Consider the following 16,150-nt stretch of genomic DNA (forward strand, 5'->3'; position numbering starts at 1 on the left):
CTTGAGGGAGATGCAACAAGGTTACGAGCGTCCTCGCAATCCGATCAATCTTGATTATGATGATCAATATAGATCGATTTTTCCGGTTTCATGAGGCGCGCCACCATGTCCAGCTATATGACCGCGGCCGAAGCCGCCGCCGCGCTCGGCATCAGCCGGGCCACGCTCTATGCCTATGTGAGCCGCGGCATGCTCACCTCGGCGCCCGCGGACGATGCCATTCCTGGCGCCGGGAACGCCGGGCCAGAGTCCAGGCCACAATCCAGGCCCCAGGCGCGCCGCTACGCCGCCGCCGAAGTGCGCCGCCTCGCGCGCCGCAAGGCCGACGGCAAGCGCGCGGGCAAGGTCGCACAGAAGGTACTGGACTGGGGCGTGCCGGTGCTCGAATCGTCGATCACGCTGATCGCGGAGGGCAAGCTCTTCTACCGCGGCCGCGACGCCGTCGCGCTCGCGCGCCACGCCTCGCTCGAAGAGGTCGCGGCGCTGCTTTGGGACTGCGCGCCGCGCCGCGTGCTGGAGGCCCCCGCGGCGCCGATCGCCGTCGCGCAATGGTCGGCGTGGCTCAAGCTCTGGAGCGCGCATTCGCCGCACGAGCGCGCGCTCGTGCTGCTGCCGGCCGCCGCCGCGCAAATGCCGCGCATCTGGGCGCAAGGCCGCGACGCACAACTCGAAACGGGCGCGCAGCTCATGCGTCTGCTGGCCGCGGCGCTCGCCTGCGCGGCGCCCTCCAGCGAGCCGCTGCACCGCCAGCTCGCGCATGTCTGGGGCCTGCGTTCGCGCACGCAGGCAGAGCTGCTGCGCGCGGCGCTCGTGCTGTGCGCCGATCACGAGCTCAACGCCTCGACGTTCACGGTGCGCTGCATCACCTCGACCGGCATGCACCTGTTCGGCGCGGCGGCGGGCGGCCTTGCCGCGCTCGGCGGCCCGCGCCACGGCGGCGAGACCGCGCGCGTGGCGGCGCTCTTCGAGGAAGCCGCGCGCGCCGACGATGTGCACCGCTATCTCGCGCAGCGGCTCGCGGCGGACGAGCTCGGCGCCACGCCGAAGCTGCCGGGCTTCGGGCATCCGCTCTATCCGGACGGCGATCCGCGCGCGCGGCTCCTGCTCGACATGCTCGCGCAGCACGCGAGCGCGCGCTCGCCGATGGACGAAGTCGATGCGCTCGCGCACGCCGTGGCCGAAACCACGGGCGCGCGGCCCACGCTCGACTATGCGCTCGCGGCCATCGAGCGCGTGCTCGCGTTGCCGCGCGGCGCGGCGTTCACGCTGTTCGCGGCGGCGCGCGTGACGGGCTGGATTGCGCATGCGCTCGAGCAGAACGCCGATGGCCGCCTGATCCGGCCACGCGCGCGCTATGTGGGCGAATCCGGCGACGCGAGTTGAGTTCAGCCGACGCAGTTCAGCCGACGCAGTTCAGCCGATGTAGTTCAGCCGATGTACCTCAGCCCGCCGCGCTAACGCCCCACTGCAACCGCGCCGCACGCTCGCGCAGCGCCTGCGCGGCCCATCCCGCGAGCCCGCCGGCGCGCCGGTCACGACGGACCTGCGCCGGCGCCTCCATGTCGCGCGCCTCGCCGGCCGACGCGCCGCCCAGCGCGAGCATGAAGCGCGCGCCCCCGCCCCCGGCGCTCAGGTACACGCGCGCCCCGGCCGCAAGACGGATCGACTCGCCGGCGCGCAGCCAGTAGTCGTCCGTGTCGCCGCCGAGCGTGAGCCAGAGCTCGCCCTCGCTCACATGCAGTTGCATTGCCTGCGCGAGCCGCCAGGTCTCGGCGGGCTCGCCGTGCTCCAGTTCGAAAATACGGATTTCGCGCATTGCCGTGCTCCTTGCCGATGACGAACGGGCCGGCGCCAGCGCCGCCCGCCATGCGCGAGAGATCGCGTGCAGCGGCGGCTTGAAGGGCCTTCCCGGTTGGAGCATTATTGCCGTCAGCGCGAGGCGATCCCATGCACAGTTCCGAACAGTTCATCCGGAACTGTGCAGTCGAAAAACCGGACACTTGAGCGCACCCACCATCCCAGCGAGGCCCGCATGAAACTCGAACTCGACCGCGCGAGCGGCGTCCCGCTCACCGACCAGATCGTCGCCGGCGTGCAGGGCTGGATCCGCTCGCGCGGCGCGCACCCGGGCGCGCGCCTGCCCTCGATCCGCCAGTTCGCGGCCGATTACCGCATCAGCCGCTTTCCCGTGATCGAGGCCTACGACCGGCTGGTGTCGCTCGGCTATCTCGACTCGCGGCACGGCTCGGGCTTCTACGTGAGCGAGCACGCGTGCCTCGGCCTCTCGGGCACGGGCATCTGCGACCTCTCGAACGCCGCCGACGAATCGGGGCATCTGCTCAGCCAGCTCAACCGGCCCGGCGAGACGCTGCAGCTCGACAGCGGCTCGGTCCCGCAGGCGTGGCGCGACATCGACGCGATCGGCCAGGCGATCCGCCATGTCTCGCGCACCGACCCGTCGAGCCTCGTCGATTACGGCTCGCCGCTCGGCGACGCCCTGCTGCGCGAGCATCTGCGCAACCGGCTCGCACCGCTCGGCATTGCCGCCGACGCCCAGCAGATCCTCCTCACCGAAGGCGCGAGTGAGGGCCTCGACCTGCTGATGCGCTACATGCTCAAGCCCGGCGACACCGTGTTCGTGGAAGACCCGGGCTACTACAACCTGTACGGACTGCTGAAGCTGCACGGCGTGCGGCTCGTCGGCGTCACACGCACGGCGAGCGGCCCCGATCTCGAGCATCTGCATGCGCTGCTCGCGCAGCATCGCCCGCGCGCGTTCTTCATCAACACGGTGTTCCACAACCCGACCGGCACGACCGTCTCGCCGCCCGTCGCGTTCCGCTTGCTGCAGCTCGCACGCGAGCACGGCTTCACCATCGTCGAGGACGACATCTACGCCGACTTCCAGGCCGATCCCACCGACCGCCTCGCCGCGCTCGACCAGTTCGAGCATGTGATCTACGTGGGCGGGCTCTCGAAGACGCTGTCGTCGTCGCTGCGGATTGGCTACGTGGTCGCGAATCCCGACGTCGTGCGCGACCTCGCCTCGATCAAGGCGCTCACGAGCATCAGCGGCTCGCGCTTCACCCAGGCCGTGGCGGCCACGCTGCTCGAGCGCGGCGCGTACCGCAAGTATCTGGAGCGGCTGCGCCGGCGCCTCGCCGAGGCGACCGGCACGGCCACGCGCACGCTCGAAGACCACGGCTGGGAGCTGTTCGCGGGGCCGCTCGCCGGATCGAACGCGGCGCAAGCCGGCGCGCGCCCCTACGCGCAGAGCGGCGGCAAGTTCATCTGGGCGCGCGTGCCGCACGTGGACGACTCGGCGCGGCTCGTGCCCTGCGGCGAGCCATTCGGCGTGAGCGCGTCGCCGGGGAGCCACTTCCGGCCCCACGGCGAGCCGAGCCCGTGGCTGCGCATCAACGTGGCGTTCGCGCTCGACCCGCGCGCGCAGGCGTTTTTCGCGGCGGCCGCGCGCGTGCCGGGCTGATCCTCGGGCTGACGGCGGCCGCGTGCGTGCCGGCGTCAGCCTGCGCCTGATCCCGGGCTGATCCTCGGCCGATGCCGGCGGTTCCCGGCCGACTCCAGCACAGCGTCGGGCCGCACGCAAAGCCCGCATCTGCGCGGCCGTGGCGCGAGCCGCACGCCGCGGCGCCGGGTTCACTACAATGACGGCTGCCAGCCACCGCCTGCGCGCCCGCCTTCTCCCATGTCCGAATCCACCGCATCGTCCAGCCCCACCCCCACGCCTTCCGCCCGCAAGCTGTCCGTGATGCTGTGGCTCGTCGCCACGGGCTTCTTCATGCAGACGCTCGACTCGACCATCGTCAACACCGCGCTGCCCGCGATGGCGACGAGCCTCGGCGAATTGCCGTTGCGCATGCAATCGGTCGTGATCGCCTATTCGCTGACGATGGCGGTGATGATCCCCGTCTCCGGCTGGCTCGCCGACAAGCTCGGCACCCGACGCGTGTTTCTCGGCGCGATCCTCGTCTTCACGGTCGGCTCGCTGTTGTGCGCGAGCGCGCACACGCTGAACCAGCTCGTGCTCTCGCGCGTCGTGCAGGGCGTAGGCGGCGCGATGCTGCTGCCCGTGGGGCGCCTCGCCGTGCTGCGCACGTTTCCCGCCGAGCGCTATCTGCCCGCGCTCTCGTTCGTCGCGGTCCCGGGCCTGATCGGCCCGCTCATCGGCCCGACGCTCGGCGGCTGGCTCGTGCAGATCGCCTCGTGGCACTGGATCTTTCTCATCAACGTGCCGGTGGGCGTGGTGGGCTGCATCGCCACCGCCATCTTCATGCCCGACAGCCGCAACCCCGACACGCCCAGATTCGACGTGCCCGGCTACCTGCTGCTCGTCACGGGCATGCTGACAATCTCGCTCGCGCTCGACGGCCGCGCGGAGCTCGGCATCCCGCAGGCGACCGTGCTCGTGATGCTGATCGTCTCGCTCGCGGCATTCGTGGCCTACGGGCTGCACGCGGCGCGCACGCCGCGGCCGATCTTCTCGCTCGATCTCTTCAAGATCCACACGTTCTGCGTGGGGCTGCTCGGCAACCTGTTCGCGCGCATCGGCAGCGGCGCGATGCCCTACCTGATCCCGCTGCTGCTGCAGGTCGCGCTCGGCTACACGCCGTTCGAGGCGGGCCTCATGATGCTGCCGGTGGCCGCGGCGGGCATGTTCTCCAAGCGCCTCGTCACCTGGCTCATCACGCGCCACGGCTACCGGCGCGTGCTGCTCGCCAACACGGTGCTGGTGGGGCTCATGATGGCGAGCTTCGCGCTTTCGACGCCGGCCGAGCCGCTGTGGCTGCGCCTCGTGCAGCTGGCCGCGTTCGGCAGCGTGAACTCCATGCAGTTCACGGCGATGAATACGCTCACGCTCAAGGACCTCGGCATGGGCGGCGCGAGCAGCGGCAACAGCCTCTTTTCGCTCGTGCAGATGCTCTCGATGAGCCTCGGCGTGACGGTCGCGGGCGCGCTGCTCACGACCTTCACCGGGCTGATCCGCCATGCGACGGGCTCGAGCGTGATTCCGGCGTTCCACGCGACGTTCGTGTGCGTGGGGATCATCACGGCGGCCTCGTCATGGATCTTCGCCCAGCTCTCCGACGACGTGCGCCGCGCAGCGAAGAAGACCGATCCTTCGGAGCGCACCTGAAGCCGGAGGGATGAGCGGCACGCCGCACTGCACTGCTACGGTGCACGGCGCGGCGCACCCGGTGCGCGGGAGCGGCGCGCCGTGCACCAGGTGCGCCGAACGAGTGCCTCGAAGCTCCCCGCACGCAGTCTCGAAATAGCCGATATCCCGCGCGCATGGCCCGATCCGCCATGCGTGCGAATGCGCATACTTTTTGCACGGCTATCCAGTAATGTAAACTCGAGATTCGCGCGCGGCCTGTCGTGCGCGCCACCCCAGTCCTATGACCAGCATGATCGACCTCGATCCCCCCGGCTTTCAGTCGCGTCCCGTCGCGGGCGAAGAAGGCGCGCGGCGCACCGTGCTCTACGGCGGATACACCGTGTTCAGCGTGTTCCAGCCGGTGTTCTCGGTCGCCCACCGCCGCGCGATCGGCTACCACGCGTCGCTGCGCGCGCACGACGAGCACGGCGATCAGGTGCCGTCGCAGGAAGTCTTCACGCAGGCCGCGCGCCGCGGCGACCTGCTCGAGCTCGGCCGCCTCGCGGAATCGCTGCACCTGGGCAACTTCAACGCCTTCGACTCGCACGACGAATGGCTCTTCCTGAGCCTGCATCCCGCCGCGCTCATGGACACGAGCTATGGCGACGCCCTGCTCGCCGGCATCAAGGCGCTCGGGCTGCAGCCGCAGCGCGTGGTGCTCGAGGTTTCGGAGCAGGCGGGCGGCGAGAACTCGCGCTTCGCGGAGATCATTGACGGGCTGCGCAAGTCGGGCTTCGTGATCGCGCTCGACGGCTTCGGCGCCAAGCATTCGAACATCGACCGCGTGTGGCATCTGCGGCCCGATATCGTCACGCTCGATCGCAGCCTGCTCGCCCAGGCGAGCCGCCATGCGCACATCGAGCGCGTGCTGCCGGGGCTCGTCTCGATGCTGCACGAGTCCGGCCAGCTCGTGCTGGTGGGCGGCCTCTCGACCGAGCGCGACGCGCTGATCGCGCTCGAAAGCAACGCCGACTTCGTGCAGGGCGCGTACTTCGCGCGCCCCGACGTCGAGCCCGTTCCGCCCGCGACCGCGGCGCGCCTGATGGACGATCTTTCCGCGCGCCTGCGCGAACGCGTGAGCGCGCGCGAGCGGACCCAGTGCTCGCGCCTCGCGCCGTACGTGAAGGCGCTCGAAGCGGCGGCGGCGCAGCTCACCACGGGCGCGAGCATGGCCGACGCCACGCTGCCGCTGCTCGGCCTGGCCGAGACGGCGCGCAGCTTCCTGCTGGACGCCTCGGGCCGCCAGATCGGCGACAACGTGCTGCCCGACGGGCGCGCGTCGCAGCGCGCCAAGCGCTTCCGGCCGCTGCTGCACTCCGAGGGCGCGAGCTGGGAGCGCCGGCCCTACTTCATCGGCGCGATGAAGGCGCCCGGGAGCGTGCAGTTCACGCCGCCCTATCTCTCGATCAACGAGGCGCACCTGTGCGTGACCGCGTCGATCGCCGCGCAGACGGAGCATGGTCTGCAGGTGCTGTGCGTCGATATCAACTGGGAAGCGACCGCGCGCTGATCCTGCGCGCGTTCACGGGCTGGCCTGCGCTGGCTTGCGAGCGAGCGCGGGCTTCAGTGGATTGCGTCCCGACGCGCGCTAGCGCTTGCCCGCGCTTACCCGCGTTGCCTGTTGCGTCCCTGGCAGCCTGACGTCGATCGAGCGCGCTCAGGCGGCCACGAGCGAATCCGCGAGCAACGCGGATGTGGATTCTGCGGATGACATCGATGACGTTGTTGCCGAAGCCACGGCCTGCGTTACCGGCACCGATACGCCTACCCCGACCACATCGCCATTCGCAGCCGATCGCGCAAGCTGCGCGAGCAGCGAACGCACCGCCTCGCCTCCGAATACCCGATTGGCCGCCTGCAATGCGCGCCCGCCCGCATTCGCGGCCACGCAGACCACGGGTTCGGTGCGTCCATCGTCGGCCACGCTCACGTGCAGCCACGCGGCCAGCTCGCCGTCCTCCGTCACCAGCGCGACGCCGGGCTCGCCGTCGAGCGCGAGCGTTTCGGCACGCAGACTGCCAGCTACTGCGCGCGCGAAGCCCGGCGCTGCCCCAACACCGGCCGCGGCGCGCGGTGCCATCACGCCCGCCGTGGCACTCGCCGCCACCAGCGCCGTCGCGGTCAAGCCCAGCAGGTCCATCAAGCCCATGCGGTCCTGCGCATGAAGCACCTCGCGCAGCCGCTCGACGGCGAGCGCGTGCTGCCCCGCATCCACGGGCACGACGGACCCGAGCGCCGGTTCGCGCGCCAGCCGCACACGCGCGCGATGCACGATCTGGCGGCAATGCACGGGCGTGCAGCCGGTGAGCGCGGCAATCTCCGCGTAGTCGCAATCGAACGCCTCGCGCAGCACGAAGACGGCTTGCTCCAGCGGCCCGAGCCGTTCGAGCAGCATCAAGAGACCGTCCGCGAGACGCGCGGCGCGCAAGCCCGCCTCCTCGGCCGAGGGCGCGGTCCCGTCGAGCCACGGCGCGGCGCCGGGCGCTTCGTCCTCGCCTGCGCGCTCGCGGCGCTGCTTGCGCAGCCGGTCGATCGCGAGGCGCACCGTCGCCGTCGCGAGCCACGCCTGCGGCACGCGCACCGCCGCCACGTCGGCCTCGCGCCAGCGGAACCACGCGTCCTGGACGACGTCTTCCGCCTCGGCACGGCTGCCCAGCACGCGCACGGCCAGCGCCAGCAACCGCGCGCGCTCCTTGTCGAAGACGGCGGCGCGGCGGCCTTCGCTCCATGCGCCGTTTTCCATGCCGGGTGGTACTTCGGTTCGTGCTTCGGTGGGTGCTTCGGACGCCGCCACGCGCCGTTGAGCTTCGTCCACGCAAGCTCGCGGCGCCCCGGCGCCCGCCTGCGCGGCATCGCGCGCGGTCCGCACGTCCTCGTCCTCCGTGTCCATCTCGCCGATCACCTGGGTCATTCGCTTCACTCCTCTGCGCACCTTTGCGCCGACGCTCCATGCGCCGTCGCCGCGCCCATGCTTTGCAGACGGCCCACGCCGTCCTCACCCATGAGACGACCGGCAGAACGCCGATGTGACAGCCTCGCGCAAAAAAATTCTCGTCACGCGCGACGCGCGGCGGGCGTCTTGGGAGGCAAGCAGTGCAACGGCGCCGCGCCCGACCACCCGCTCCCACCCAAACGCGAGGAATTTCATGCATCCCACCGTTCAGCATCATGCAGCAATCGTCCCGCACGCGCTCAATCTCGTACCGACCGTCATCGAAACCTCGGGCCGCGGCGAGCGCGCCTACGACATCTACTCGCGCCTCTTGCGCGAGCGCATCGTGTTTCTGGTCGGACCGGTGACCGAGCAGACGGCGAGCGTCGTCGTCGCGCAGTTGCTTTTTCTCGAAGCCGAGAATCCGGAGAAGGACATCAGCCTCTACATCAACTCGCCGGGCGGCTCGGTCTACGACGGCCTCGCGATCCACGACACGATGCAGTTCGTGAAGCCCGACGTCTCCACGCTATGCACCGGCTTCGCCGCGAGCATGGGCTCATTTCTGCTCGCCGCGGGCGCGCCCGGCAAACGCTTCGCACTCCCGAACGCACGCATCATGATCCATCAGCCCTCGGGCGGCAGCCAGGGAACCGCCGCCGATGTCGAGCTTCAGGCGCGCGAGGTGCTTTATCAGCGCGAACGCCTCAATGCGATGCTCGCCGCGCATACGGGCCGCGACGTCGAGCAGATCGCGCACGACACCGACCGCGATCACTTCATGTCGGCCGAGGCGGCGGCGCACTACGGATTGATCGATCGCGTGCTCACGTCGCGCGACGAAGCGGTGCCGCGCTGAGCGAGTAAATCGACGCATGAGACGCGAGGCAAACCGTATTGCAAACGCTCACGCGAGCCGCACCGCGAGCCAGGCTGCCAGCACGCCCTTGTACTCGGCGACCAGCAGCTTGCGCTCCTTCGGCTTCGCGCCCGCATAGAGCAGGTTGAGGCTCTTGACGACCTGGAGCATGACCTCGGCGACGCGATAAGCCTCGTCCGCCGTGAGCGCCGCGTTGTAGCGCCTGAACAGCGTGGCAAAACGCTGACGCAGCTTGTTGCGCGCCGCCTCGTCGCGACGAAAGCCCAGCGAGACGGAAAGCAGCGGCAGATACGCGGGGTACGCGTCCATCAGCTCGACCATCATGTCGAGCAGCCGTTCGGCGAGCTGCGCGGGCGGCAGCTCGCCGCTGCTCGCCTGCGCCTCGACTAGCGCGCTCCAGCGCGCATCCATCTCGTCGCCGTAACGCTGGCGCAGCGCGAGCGCGAGCGCATCCTTGTTCGGGAAATACTGGTACGCCGCGCCGATCGAGACGCCCGCCTGCTGCGCGATCTGCGTCATCGTGGCCGCTTCGAAGCCGCGTTCGGCAAAGGCGTCGGCGGCCGCTTCGAGCAGCGCGTCGAGCGTGCGCGCGGCGCGCTCCTGACGCGGCACGCGCCGGGCAGCTTCGGCTTTCGCTTCATTGAGCACGACTTTGCGCCGTAGCGGTGCGACCGCCATATCTGAGGCCTCCCTCACATTCATGTATGATATGTGAGGCCATCCTCACATATTGGTGAACCATGACGCAAGCCCTTTCTCTCGATCCGAGCAAGACCGCGCTCGTGATGATCGATCTCCAGCACGGCATCGTGAGCCGCCCCGTTGCGCCTCATACCGGCGCGCAAGTGGTGGCCCACGCGAAGACCCTCGCCGACGCGCTGCGCGCCAAAGGCGGCACCGTCGTCTGGGTGCGCGTGCTGCTCAACGATATCCTCGCGATGCCCGCCGACGCGCCCACGCGCGCTCCCAACGCGCCGGCGGCGCCGGCCATCGCTTCCGAGCTCGTGCCCGAGATCGGCGCGCAGGCCGACGACGTCGTCGTCTCGAAGCGCCAGTGGGGCGCGTTCTACGGCACCGACCTCGAACAGCAACTGCGCCGCCGCGGCATCGACACCCTCGTCATCGGCGGCATCGCGACGAACTTCGGCGTGGAGTCCACCGCGCGCGCGGCCTTCGACCAGGGCTTCAAGCTCGTCTTCGTCGAAGACGCCACCTCGGGCCTGAGCGAAGACATGCACCGTTTCACATTCGAAAAGCTGTTCCGCCACATGGGGCACGTGCGCTCGACCCAGGAGACGCTTGCCGCGCTCGCATAAAAGCGCTTCAAAAAGCACCTTAAACAAGCGCCAAAAGCAAAAAGCCCTCGATGCGAATCGAGGGCTTTTTTTCCATGCGCCGCCCGGATCGGGCCGCGCGGGAACGGATTGGGCTTTACGCGAAGTTCTTCGCAGCGAAGTCCCAGTTGGCGATGTTCCAGAAACCTTCGACGAACTTCGGACGCGCGTTGCGGTAGTCGATGTAGTAAGCGTGTTCCCACACGTCGATCGTGAGGAGCGGCTTGGCGTCGGTCGTGAGCGGCGTGGCGGCGTTGCTGGTCGACACGATGTCGAGCGAGCCGTCCGCCTTCTTCACGAGCCACGTCCAGCCCGAGCCGAAGTTGCCGACTGCAGCCTTCGTGAAGGCTTCCTTGAACGCGTCGAAGGAGCCCCATTTCGCGTTGATCGCGTCGCCGAGCGCGCCCGACGGTGCGCCACCACCTTGCGGCGAGAGGCAGTTCCAGAAGAAGGTGTGATTCCAGACCTGGGCCGCGTTGTTGAACACGCCACCCGACGACTTCTTGATGATCTCTTCGAGCGAGAGCTTCTCGAATTCGGTGCCCGGAATCAGGTTGTTCAGATTCGTGACGTAGGCCTGGTGATGCTTGCCGTAGTGGTAATCGAGCGTCTCTTCCGACATGGTCGGGGCAAGAGCGTTCTTCGCGAACGGCAGCGGCGGGAGCGTAAATGACATGATGCGGTTCCTTCGTCGTGTTATGGGGAGTTCTGCGTGATAACCGGCATGGAGCACTCGATTGTAGGCGAGTTGGAATAACCCCGCAAACGCGTGGACATTATGCCGATCATCGGTTACGCAGGGCGATTGCGCGGGTTTGCGCGGGCTTTTCAGCAAGCGCCGCGCCCGCTGCGGGCGTCTTCCGCGAGAGGGCGCGCGAGGGCCCGCAAGGAGCGCGGAAGGCGCCGCGCGGGCGCGGTTCAGAAGCCTTCGGCGAGCCTCGGCTGCACGTCGGCGAGCGCGACGTCGGCGCTGCCCTGCGCGAGATGCACGGTCAGGCGCTTGCCCGGCTTGAGCGCGGCGGGCGTGCGCACAGCCGCGCCGCTTTGCGCGTCGAGCAGCGCCGCGTAGCCGCGCTCGAACGTGCGCTGCGGGCTCAGGACTTCGAGGCGCGCTGCCAGCCCCGCGACGCGCGCCGTTTCGCGCTCGCGTTCGCGCGCGAACGCGGCCTCGAGGCGCCGCCCGAGCGACTCCAGCTGCACGCGCTGCGCGAGCGCGTCGGGGCGCATGCGCTGCCAGCGCATCTGCACCACGTTGAATTGCGCGCGCGCCTGCGCCGTCGCGCGCGAGCCCGCCGAGGCGAGCCGGATCGCCAGCTGACGCAGATGCGTGCGCTGCTGCGCAAGCCGCTCGCCCGGCGAGACGAGGCGCCGCGCGAGCCAGTCGAGCTGCTGCGCGCGACGCTCCATCAAGCGGCCGAAGCCGCGCGCGAGCGCGGCGTGGCGCTGATCGAGTTCGCGCAAGAGCATCACGCGCTGCGGGCTCACGAGCTCGGCGGCGGCGGTGGGCGTCGGCGCGCGCACGTCGGCGGCAAAATCGGCGATCGTGAAATCGGTTTCGTGGCCCACGCCGCTCACCACGGGAATCGCGCTCGCCGCGATGGCGCGCGCGAGCGTCTCGTCGTTGAACGACCAGAGGTCCTCGATCGAGCCCCCACCACGGCACAGCACGATCACGTCCACTTCCGCACGCGCGTTCGCCGCATCGAGCATGGCCGTGAGATTTTCGGCCGAGCCCGCGCCCTGCACCGGCGCCGGATAGACGATCACCGGCACGTGCGGCGCGCGGCGGCACAACGTCGTGAGCACGTCGCGCAGCGCGGCCGCCTGCATCGACGTAATCACGCCGATCGCGCGCGGATGCGTGGGCAAGTCGCGCTTGCGTTCGGGATCGAAGAGCCCTTCGGCCTCCAGTTGCGCCTTCAGGCGCAGGAAGGCCTCGAACAGCCGCCCCTGGCCCGTGCGCCGGATCGCCTCGACGTTCAGTTGCACCTCGCCGCGCGGCTCGTACATCGTGACGAGCGAGCGCACCTCGATGCGGTCGCCCTCGCGCGGCGTGAACTCGGCGTATTGCGCGCGGCCGCGGAACATCACGCAGCGCATTTGCGCCTGCGCGTCCTTGATCGAGAAGTACCAGTGCCCGCTCGCGGCGCGCGTGAAGTTCGAGACTTCGCCGGAAATCCAAGCGAGCGGAAACGAACGTTCGAGCATCGTGGCAATCGCGCGATTGAGCGCCGAAACCGGCACGACGACATCGCCGCCAGGCGCGGAGGAAAAACGGTCGGAATTCATGAGCAGGACGTGGTTGAACGATGGGTCGAAACTAGCCCGGACAGACGATAGACCGTTCGGGGGGCGGCAGTCCAGCAGGAAACGCTCCCACCGGACAAGGGGCTCCGAGGTGTCCACATCGACTCTGTCATGTGACATATTTGCTGCAAGTCTTGAGAAAACGCTGAAAAAACGCACCATCCCATTGATTTACATACGTTTTTTGTCTCAATAATAGTGCGTCACGCCGATGGAACAGCCCATCAGCGGGCTTTTGCGGTCCTGGCCACCCGCTTTTTCCACAAAGTTATCCACAACCGCGCTTTCCGCGGCTTGCAGGCCTGTTCAGGCCGATCGGGCAGCGTTTGCATGGCCGCGCAACTTGCCGCCCGGCGGCCACCCGCGCTAGAGTGCCGGGTTCACGACGGCCCGTTCGCGACCGACCGCGCGCCGTCCTTGCCATCCCCGCGACGCCCTGGCCCCTGGTCCGGCGCCCGCCTCGAACTGGAGAACCGCTCCGATGCCCGTTCTGTCCGTCAGCCTGCGGGGCCCCTCGTACCTTGGGTACACCAGGTACGCCAGACCCGCGCAAGGCCCGCGCCGATGAGCGGCCCCATTGCCGATCTCAAGGCACGCGCCGAAGCGGGGCTTGCGCGCGAGTGGCAGCAGCGCGGGCCGCTCGCCTGGGCGCTCGCGCCGCTCTCCGTCGTGTTCGCCGCCGTGAGCGGCGCGCGCCGCGCGGCCTATGCGGCTGGCTGGCTCAAATCGGTGCGCGTGGGCGTGCCGGTCGTGGTGGTCGGCAACGTGACGGTGGGCGGCACCGGCAAGACGCCCACGGTGATCGCGCTCGTCGAGGCGCTGCGCGCGGCCGGCTTCACGCCCGGCGTCGTCTCGCGCGGCTACGGCGCGAAGGTGCCGCGCCCTACGCCCGTGACGGCGTCCACGTCCGCGCGCGCGTGCGGTGACGAGCCGCTGCTCATCGCGCGCCGCACCGGCGTGCCGGTATGGGTCTCGCCCGACCGCGTCGCGGCGGCGCAGACGCTGTGCGCGGCGCACCGCGACGTCGACGTGATCGTGAGCGACGACGGCCTCCAGCACTACCGCCTCGCGCGCGACGCCGAGCTGGTCGTGTTCGACCATCGGCTGGGCGGCAACGGCTTTCTGCTGCCCGCCGGGCCGCTGCGCGAGCCGCTTTCGCGCCGGCGCGACGCCACCCTCGTCAATAATCCGTTCGAGCGCACGCTGCCCGACTGGCCGAATACCTTCGCGCTCAAGCTCGAGCCCGGCGAAGCCTGGCATCTGGCCAGTCCCGGCCTGCGCCGGCCGCTCGCGCAATTCGCGGGGCAAGGCGCGCCGGGCCAGCCGCCGCAGCGCATCGTGGCGGCCGCGGGCATCGGTTCGCCGGAGCGCTTTTTCGCGACCCTGCGCGCGGCCGGCCTCGCGCCGCAAACGCTCGCGCTGCCCGACCATTACGACTACGCGGCCAACCCGTTCAGCGAGGTTACTGCCGACGCCATCCTGGTCACCGAAAAAGATGCCGTAAAATTGGGGGCCTGGAACGACGCGCGCATCTGGGCTGTCCCTGTTGAAGCCGCGCTCGATCATCGCCTCATTAATCTGGTTGTGGAGAAACTCCGTGGACGCCCGTCTGCTTGAAATCCTGGTCTGCCCGATCTGCAAGGGCCCGCTCAGCTACGACCGCGCCGCGCAGGAATTGATCTGCAACGCCGACAAGCTCGCCTATCCGATCCGCGACGGCATTCCCGTCATGCTCGTCGACGAGGCGCGCCAAACCGTCGAAGGCACGCCCGTCGATCCGTCCGGCCCCTCCGGCTCGACTGGCTCAACCGGCGCCTGAGCATGGCCGCGCCCGCGCAACCCTTCATCGCCGTCGTACCGGCGCGTCTCGCGTCCACCCGGCTGCCCAACAAGCCGCTCGCCGACATCGGCGGCAAGCCGATGGTCGTGCGCGTGGCCGAGCGCGCCCGCGCCTCGGGCGCCCAGCAGGTGCTGATCGCCTCGGACGCCCAGAGCGTGCTCGACGCCGCGCGCGAGCACGGCTTCGAAGCGGTCATGACGCGCGCCGATCACCCGTCGGGCACCGACCGGCTGGCCGAAGTCGCAGAGCACTTTGGCTGGAGCGACGAGTTGATCGTCGTCAATGTTCAAGGCGATGAACCGCTGATCGACCCCGCTTTGGTGTGCGACGTGGCGTCGCACCTCGCGGCGCATCCCGAGTGTGCGATCGCCACTGCGGCGCACCCCATCACCGCCTCCGACGAGATCCTCAATCCGAACGTGGTGAAGGTCGTGCTGGACGCGCGCGGCGTGGCGCTCTACTTCTCGCGCGCGCCCATTCCCTGGGCGCGCGACGCCTGGCAGCCGCACTGGTCGCCGGCGCGGCTCGATCTGGCCGCCATGCCCGCCCCGCCGGCTCCGGCGACCGTTTACCGGCATATCGGCCTGTATGCGTATCGGGCCAAATTCCTGCGCAGCTACCCCTCGCTCACGCACTCACCCATCGAGCAGGTCGAAGCGCTCGAACAACTGCGCGCGATGTGGCACGGCGAGCGCATCGCGGTGCTCGTCACCGACGAGGCGCCGGCGCCCGGCGTCGACACGCCCGCCGACCTCGCCCGCGTGCAAGCGTTATTCCGGCCTTAATTGCGGCCGTGGGCCGAAAATCCCATGGCATAATCGGTTGTTTGCGCGAGCCGTAGAAGCCTTTGTGCGTGGGGGGTTCCCCCCGATTTGGCCTGCTGGAGAGGAGACGCACGACGCCGTCGACGCCGCCCGTGAGGGCAGCCGCCGCGCCGCAAGAATTCACATAGATCGGAGAAAGTTGAAATGCGTTTGATCCTGTTGGGCGCCCCCGGCGCGGGCAAGGGAACCCAGGCAAACTTCATCAAGGAGAAGTTCGGCATTCCGCAAATCTCGACGGGCGACATGCTGCGTGCGGCCGTCAAGGCCGGCACGCCGCTCGGCGTCGAGGCCAGGCGCTACATGGACGCGGGCGAGCTCGTGCCCGACGCGCTCATCATCAACCTCGTGAAGGAGCGCCTGCAGGAACCCGATTGCAAGAACGGCTACCTGTTCGACGGCTTCCCGCGCACGCTGCCGCAAGCCGAAGCCATGAAGCAGGCCGGCGTGGCGATCGACTATGTGCTCGAGATCGACGTGCCGTTCGACGAGATCATCGTGCGCATGAGCGGCCGCCGCATGCACCCGGCATCGGGCCGCACCTACCACGTGAAGTTCAACCCGCCGAAGCAGGACATGGTCGACGACGTGACGGGCGAGCCGCTGGTCCAGCGCGACGACGACAAGGAAGAGACCGTGCGCAAGCGTCTCGACGTGTACGTCGCGCAAACCAAGCCGCTCATCGCCTACTACAGCGACTGGGCGAAGCGCGGCGAGGAAAACGGCATGAAAGCGCCGCAATACCGCGCAATCGCCGGCCTCGGCAGTGTCGAGGAAATCCGCAACCGCGCATTCGACGCGCTCAAGTAATACGTCTCTTGCCGGCCGCGCCGGGCAAGGCCCGGCGCGAGCGCCGGCCT

General features: G+C 69.3%; 15 protein-coding genes. 10 read left to right on the forward strand and 5 right to left on the reverse strand.

Annotated elements, in window-relative coordinates:
* Nucleotides 1-105 precede the first annotated feature (105 nt).
* Nucleotides 106-1,383, forward strand: coding sequence for a citrate synthase (locus tag U5775_RS04145; protein ID WP_322056835.1), 1,278 nt, complete (start codon nucleotides 106-108; stop codon nucleotides 1,381-1,383).
* A 58-nt stretch (nucleotides 1,384-1,441) separates the two neighbouring features.
* Here the strand turns inward: U5775_RS04145 and U5775_RS04150 are convergent, their stop codons facing one another.
* A complete protein-coding gene (locus tag U5775_RS04150; RefSeq protein ID WP_322056836.1) occupies nucleotides 1,442-1,816 on the reverse strand; it encodes a DUF2917 domain-containing protein in 375 nt (124 codons plus the stop codon).
* Between the two features lie 216 nt (nucleotides 1,817-2,032).
* Here U5775_RS04150 and U5775_RS04155 point away from each other — a divergent pair, with 216 nt between their 5' ends.
* The 3 genes from U5775_RS04155 (at nucleotide 2,033) to U5775_RS04165 (ending at nucleotide 6,686) form a co-directional block, all read left to right on the forward strand.
* Nucleotides 2,033-3,487, forward strand: coding sequence for a PLP-dependent aminotransferase family protein (locus tag U5775_RS04155; RefSeq protein ID WP_322056837.1), 1,455 nt, complete (start codon nucleotides 2,033-2,035; stop codon nucleotides 3,485-3,487).
* 219 nt (nucleotides 3,488-3,706) lie between these two features.
* Nucleotides 3,707-5,155 carry a multidrug transporter subunit MdtD gene (mdtD, locus tag U5775_RS04160; RefSeq protein ID WP_322056838.1) on the forward strand — a complete coding sequence of 483 codons (1,449 nt, stop codon included), beginning with the start codon at nucleotides 3,707-3,709 and terminating at the stop codon, nucleotides 5,153-5,155.
* A gap of 262 nt (nucleotides 5,156-5,417) precedes the next feature.
* On the forward strand, nucleotides 5,418-6,686 hold the full coding sequence (locus tag U5775_RS04165) for an EAL domain-containing protein (protein WP_322056839.1): 1,269 nt from the start codon (nucleotides 5,418-5,420) through the stop codon (nucleotides 6,684-6,686).
* 147 nt (nucleotides 6,687-6,833) lie between these two features.
* On the opposite strand, the gene U5775_RS04170 is transcribed toward U5775_RS04165, so the two are convergent.
* On the reverse strand, nucleotides 6,834-8,087 hold the full coding sequence (locus U5775_RS04170; protein WP_322056840.1) for a sigma-70 family RNA polymerase sigma factor: 1,254 nt from the start codon (nucleotides 8,085-8,087) through the stop codon (nucleotides 6,834-6,836).
* Between the two features lie 235 nt (nucleotides 8,088-8,322).
* On the opposite strand from U5775_RS04170, the gene clpP reads away from it, so the two are divergent.
* Nucleotides 8,323-8,967: an ATP-dependent Clp endopeptidase proteolytic subunit ClpP gene (gene clpP / locus U5775_RS04175; protein ID WP_322056841.1), complete on the forward strand. Its 645-nt coding sequence runs from the start codon at nucleotides 8,323-8,325 to the stop codon at nucleotides 8,965-8,967.
* Between the two features lie 48 nt (nucleotides 8,968-9,015).
* On the opposite strand, the gene U5775_RS04180 is transcribed toward clpP, so the two are convergent.
* Entirely contained in the window at nucleotides 9,016-9,666 is a 651-nt protein-coding gene (locus tag U5775_RS04180) for a TetR/AcrR family transcriptional regulator (RefSeq protein ID WP_322056842.1), read from the reverse strand.
* 62 nt (nucleotides 9,667-9,728) lie between these two features.
* Between U5775_RS04180 and U5775_RS04185 the strand changes: the two genes are divergently transcribed.
* A complete protein-coding gene (locus tag U5775_RS04185; RefSeq protein WP_322056843.1) occupies nucleotides 9,729-10,304 on the forward strand; it encodes an isochorismatase family protein in 576 nt (191 codons plus the stop codon).
* A 115-nt stretch (nucleotides 10,305-10,419) separates the two neighbouring features.
* Here U5775_RS04185 and sodB read toward each other — a convergent pair whose 3' ends face one another.
* Together sodB and xseA are read right to left on the reverse strand one after the other, a co-directional pair.
* On the reverse strand, nucleotides 10,420-10,998 hold the full coding sequence (gene sodB, locus U5775_RS04190; protein WP_322056844.1) for a superoxide dismutase [Fe]: 579 nt from the start codon (nucleotides 10,996-10,998) through the stop codon (nucleotides 10,420-10,422).
* 242 nt (nucleotides 10,999-11,240) lie between these two features.
* Nucleotides 11,241-12,611 carry an exodeoxyribonuclease VII large subunit gene (gene xseA, locus U5775_RS04195; protein WP_322056845.1) on the reverse strand — a complete coding sequence of 457 codons (1,371 nt, stop codon included), beginning with the start codon at nucleotides 12,609-12,611 and terminating at the stop codon, nucleotides 11,241-11,243.
* A 582-nt stretch (nucleotides 12,612-13,193) separates the two neighbouring features.
* On the opposite strand from xseA, the gene lpxK reads away from it, so the two are divergent.
* From lpxK to adk, 4 genes are all read left to right on the forward strand, one after another.
* The gene (gene lpxK / locus U5775_RS04200; protein ID WP_322056846.1) at nucleotides 13,194-14,246 is read left to right on the forward strand and encodes a tetraacyldisaccharide 4'-kinase; all 1,053 of its coding nucleotides are present in this window, start codon (nucleotides 13,194-13,196) and stop codon (nucleotides 14,244-14,246) included.
* Nucleotides 14,227-14,448: a Trm112 family protein gene (locus U5775_RS04205; protein ID WP_322056847.1), complete on the forward strand. Its 222-nt coding sequence runs from the start codon at nucleotides 14,227-14,229 to the stop codon at nucleotides 14,446-14,448. Before lpxK ends, U5775_RS04205 begins: the two co-directional genes overlap by 20 nt.
* 2 nt (nucleotides 14,449-14,450) lie before the next feature.
* Complete coding sequence (gene kdsB, locus U5775_RS04210; RefSeq protein WP_322056848.1) at nucleotides 14,451-15,254, forward strand: 3-deoxy-manno-octulosonate cytidylyltransferase; 804 nt, start codon at nucleotides 14,451-14,453, stop codon at nucleotides 15,252-15,254.
* Between the two features lie 183 nt (nucleotides 15,255-15,437).
* Nucleotides 15,438-16,100 carry an adenylate kinase gene (gene adk / locus U5775_RS04215; protein WP_322056849.1) on the forward strand — a complete coding sequence of 221 codons (663 nt, stop codon included), beginning with the start codon at nucleotides 15,438-15,440 and terminating at the stop codon, nucleotides 16,098-16,100.
* Nucleotides 16,101-16,150: the final 50 nt, after the last annotated feature.

This window comes from Paraburkholderia sp. J63 (assembly GCF_905220245.1).
Classification (GTDB): domain Bacteria; phylum Pseudomonadota; class Gammaproteobacteria; order Burkholderiales; family Burkholderiaceae; genus Paraburkholderia.

Excerpts from the sequence above, each read along its gene's own strand:
- U5775_RS04145 (WP_322056835.1), top strand. The coding sequence starts at position 106 with ATGTCCAGCTATATGACCGCGGCCGAAGCCGCCGCCGCGCTCGGCATC.
- U5775_RS04150 (WP_322056836.1), bottom strand. The coding sequence starts at position 1,816 with ATGCGCGAAATCCGTATTTTCGAACTGGAGCACGGCGAGCCCGCCGAG.
- U5775_RS04155 (WP_322056837.1), top strand. The coding sequence starts at position 2,033 with ATGAAACTCGAACTCGACCGCGCGAGCGGCGTCCCGCTCACCGACCAG.
- mdtD (WP_322056838.1), top strand. The coding sequence starts at position 3,707 with ATGTCCGAATCCACCGCATCGTCCAGCCCCACCCCCACGCCTTCCGCC.
- U5775_RS04165 (WP_322056839.1), top strand. The coding sequence starts at position 5,418 with ATGACCAGCATGATCGACCTCGATCCCCCCGGCTTTCAGTCGCGTCCC.
- U5775_RS04170 (WP_322056840.1), bottom strand. The coding sequence starts at position 8,087 with ATGACCCAGGTGATCGGCGAGATGGACACGGAGGACGAGGACGTGCGG.
- clpP (WP_322056841.1), top strand. The coding sequence starts at position 8,323 with ATGCATCCCACCGTTCAGCATCATGCAGCAATCGTCCCGCACGCGCTC.
- U5775_RS04180 (WP_322056842.1), bottom strand. The coding sequence starts at position 9,666 with ATGGCGGTCGCACCGCTACGGCGCAAAGTCGTGCTCAATGAAGCGAAA.
- U5775_RS04185 (WP_322056843.1), top strand. The coding sequence starts at position 9,729 with ATGACGCAAGCCCTTTCTCTCGATCCGAGCAAGACCGCGCTCGTGATG.
- sodB (WP_322056844.1), bottom strand. The coding sequence starts at position 10,998 with ATGTCATTTACGCTCCCGCCGCTGCCGTTCGCGAAGAACGCTCTTGCC.
- xseA (WP_322056845.1), bottom strand. The coding sequence starts at position 12,611 with ATGAATTCCGACCGTTTTTCCTCCGCGCCTGGCGGCGATGTCGTCGTG.
- lpxK (WP_322056846.1), top strand. The coding sequence starts at position 13,194 with ATGAGCGGCCCCATTGCCGATCTCAAGGCACGCGCCGAAGCGGGGCTT.
- kdsB (WP_322056848.1), top strand. The coding sequence starts at position 14,451 with ATGGCCGCGCCCGCGCAACCCTTCATCGCCGTCGTACCGGCGCGTCTC.
- adk (WP_322056849.1), top strand. The coding sequence starts at position 15,438 with ATGCGTTTGATCCTGTTGGGCGCCCCCGGCGCGGGCAAGGGAACCCAG.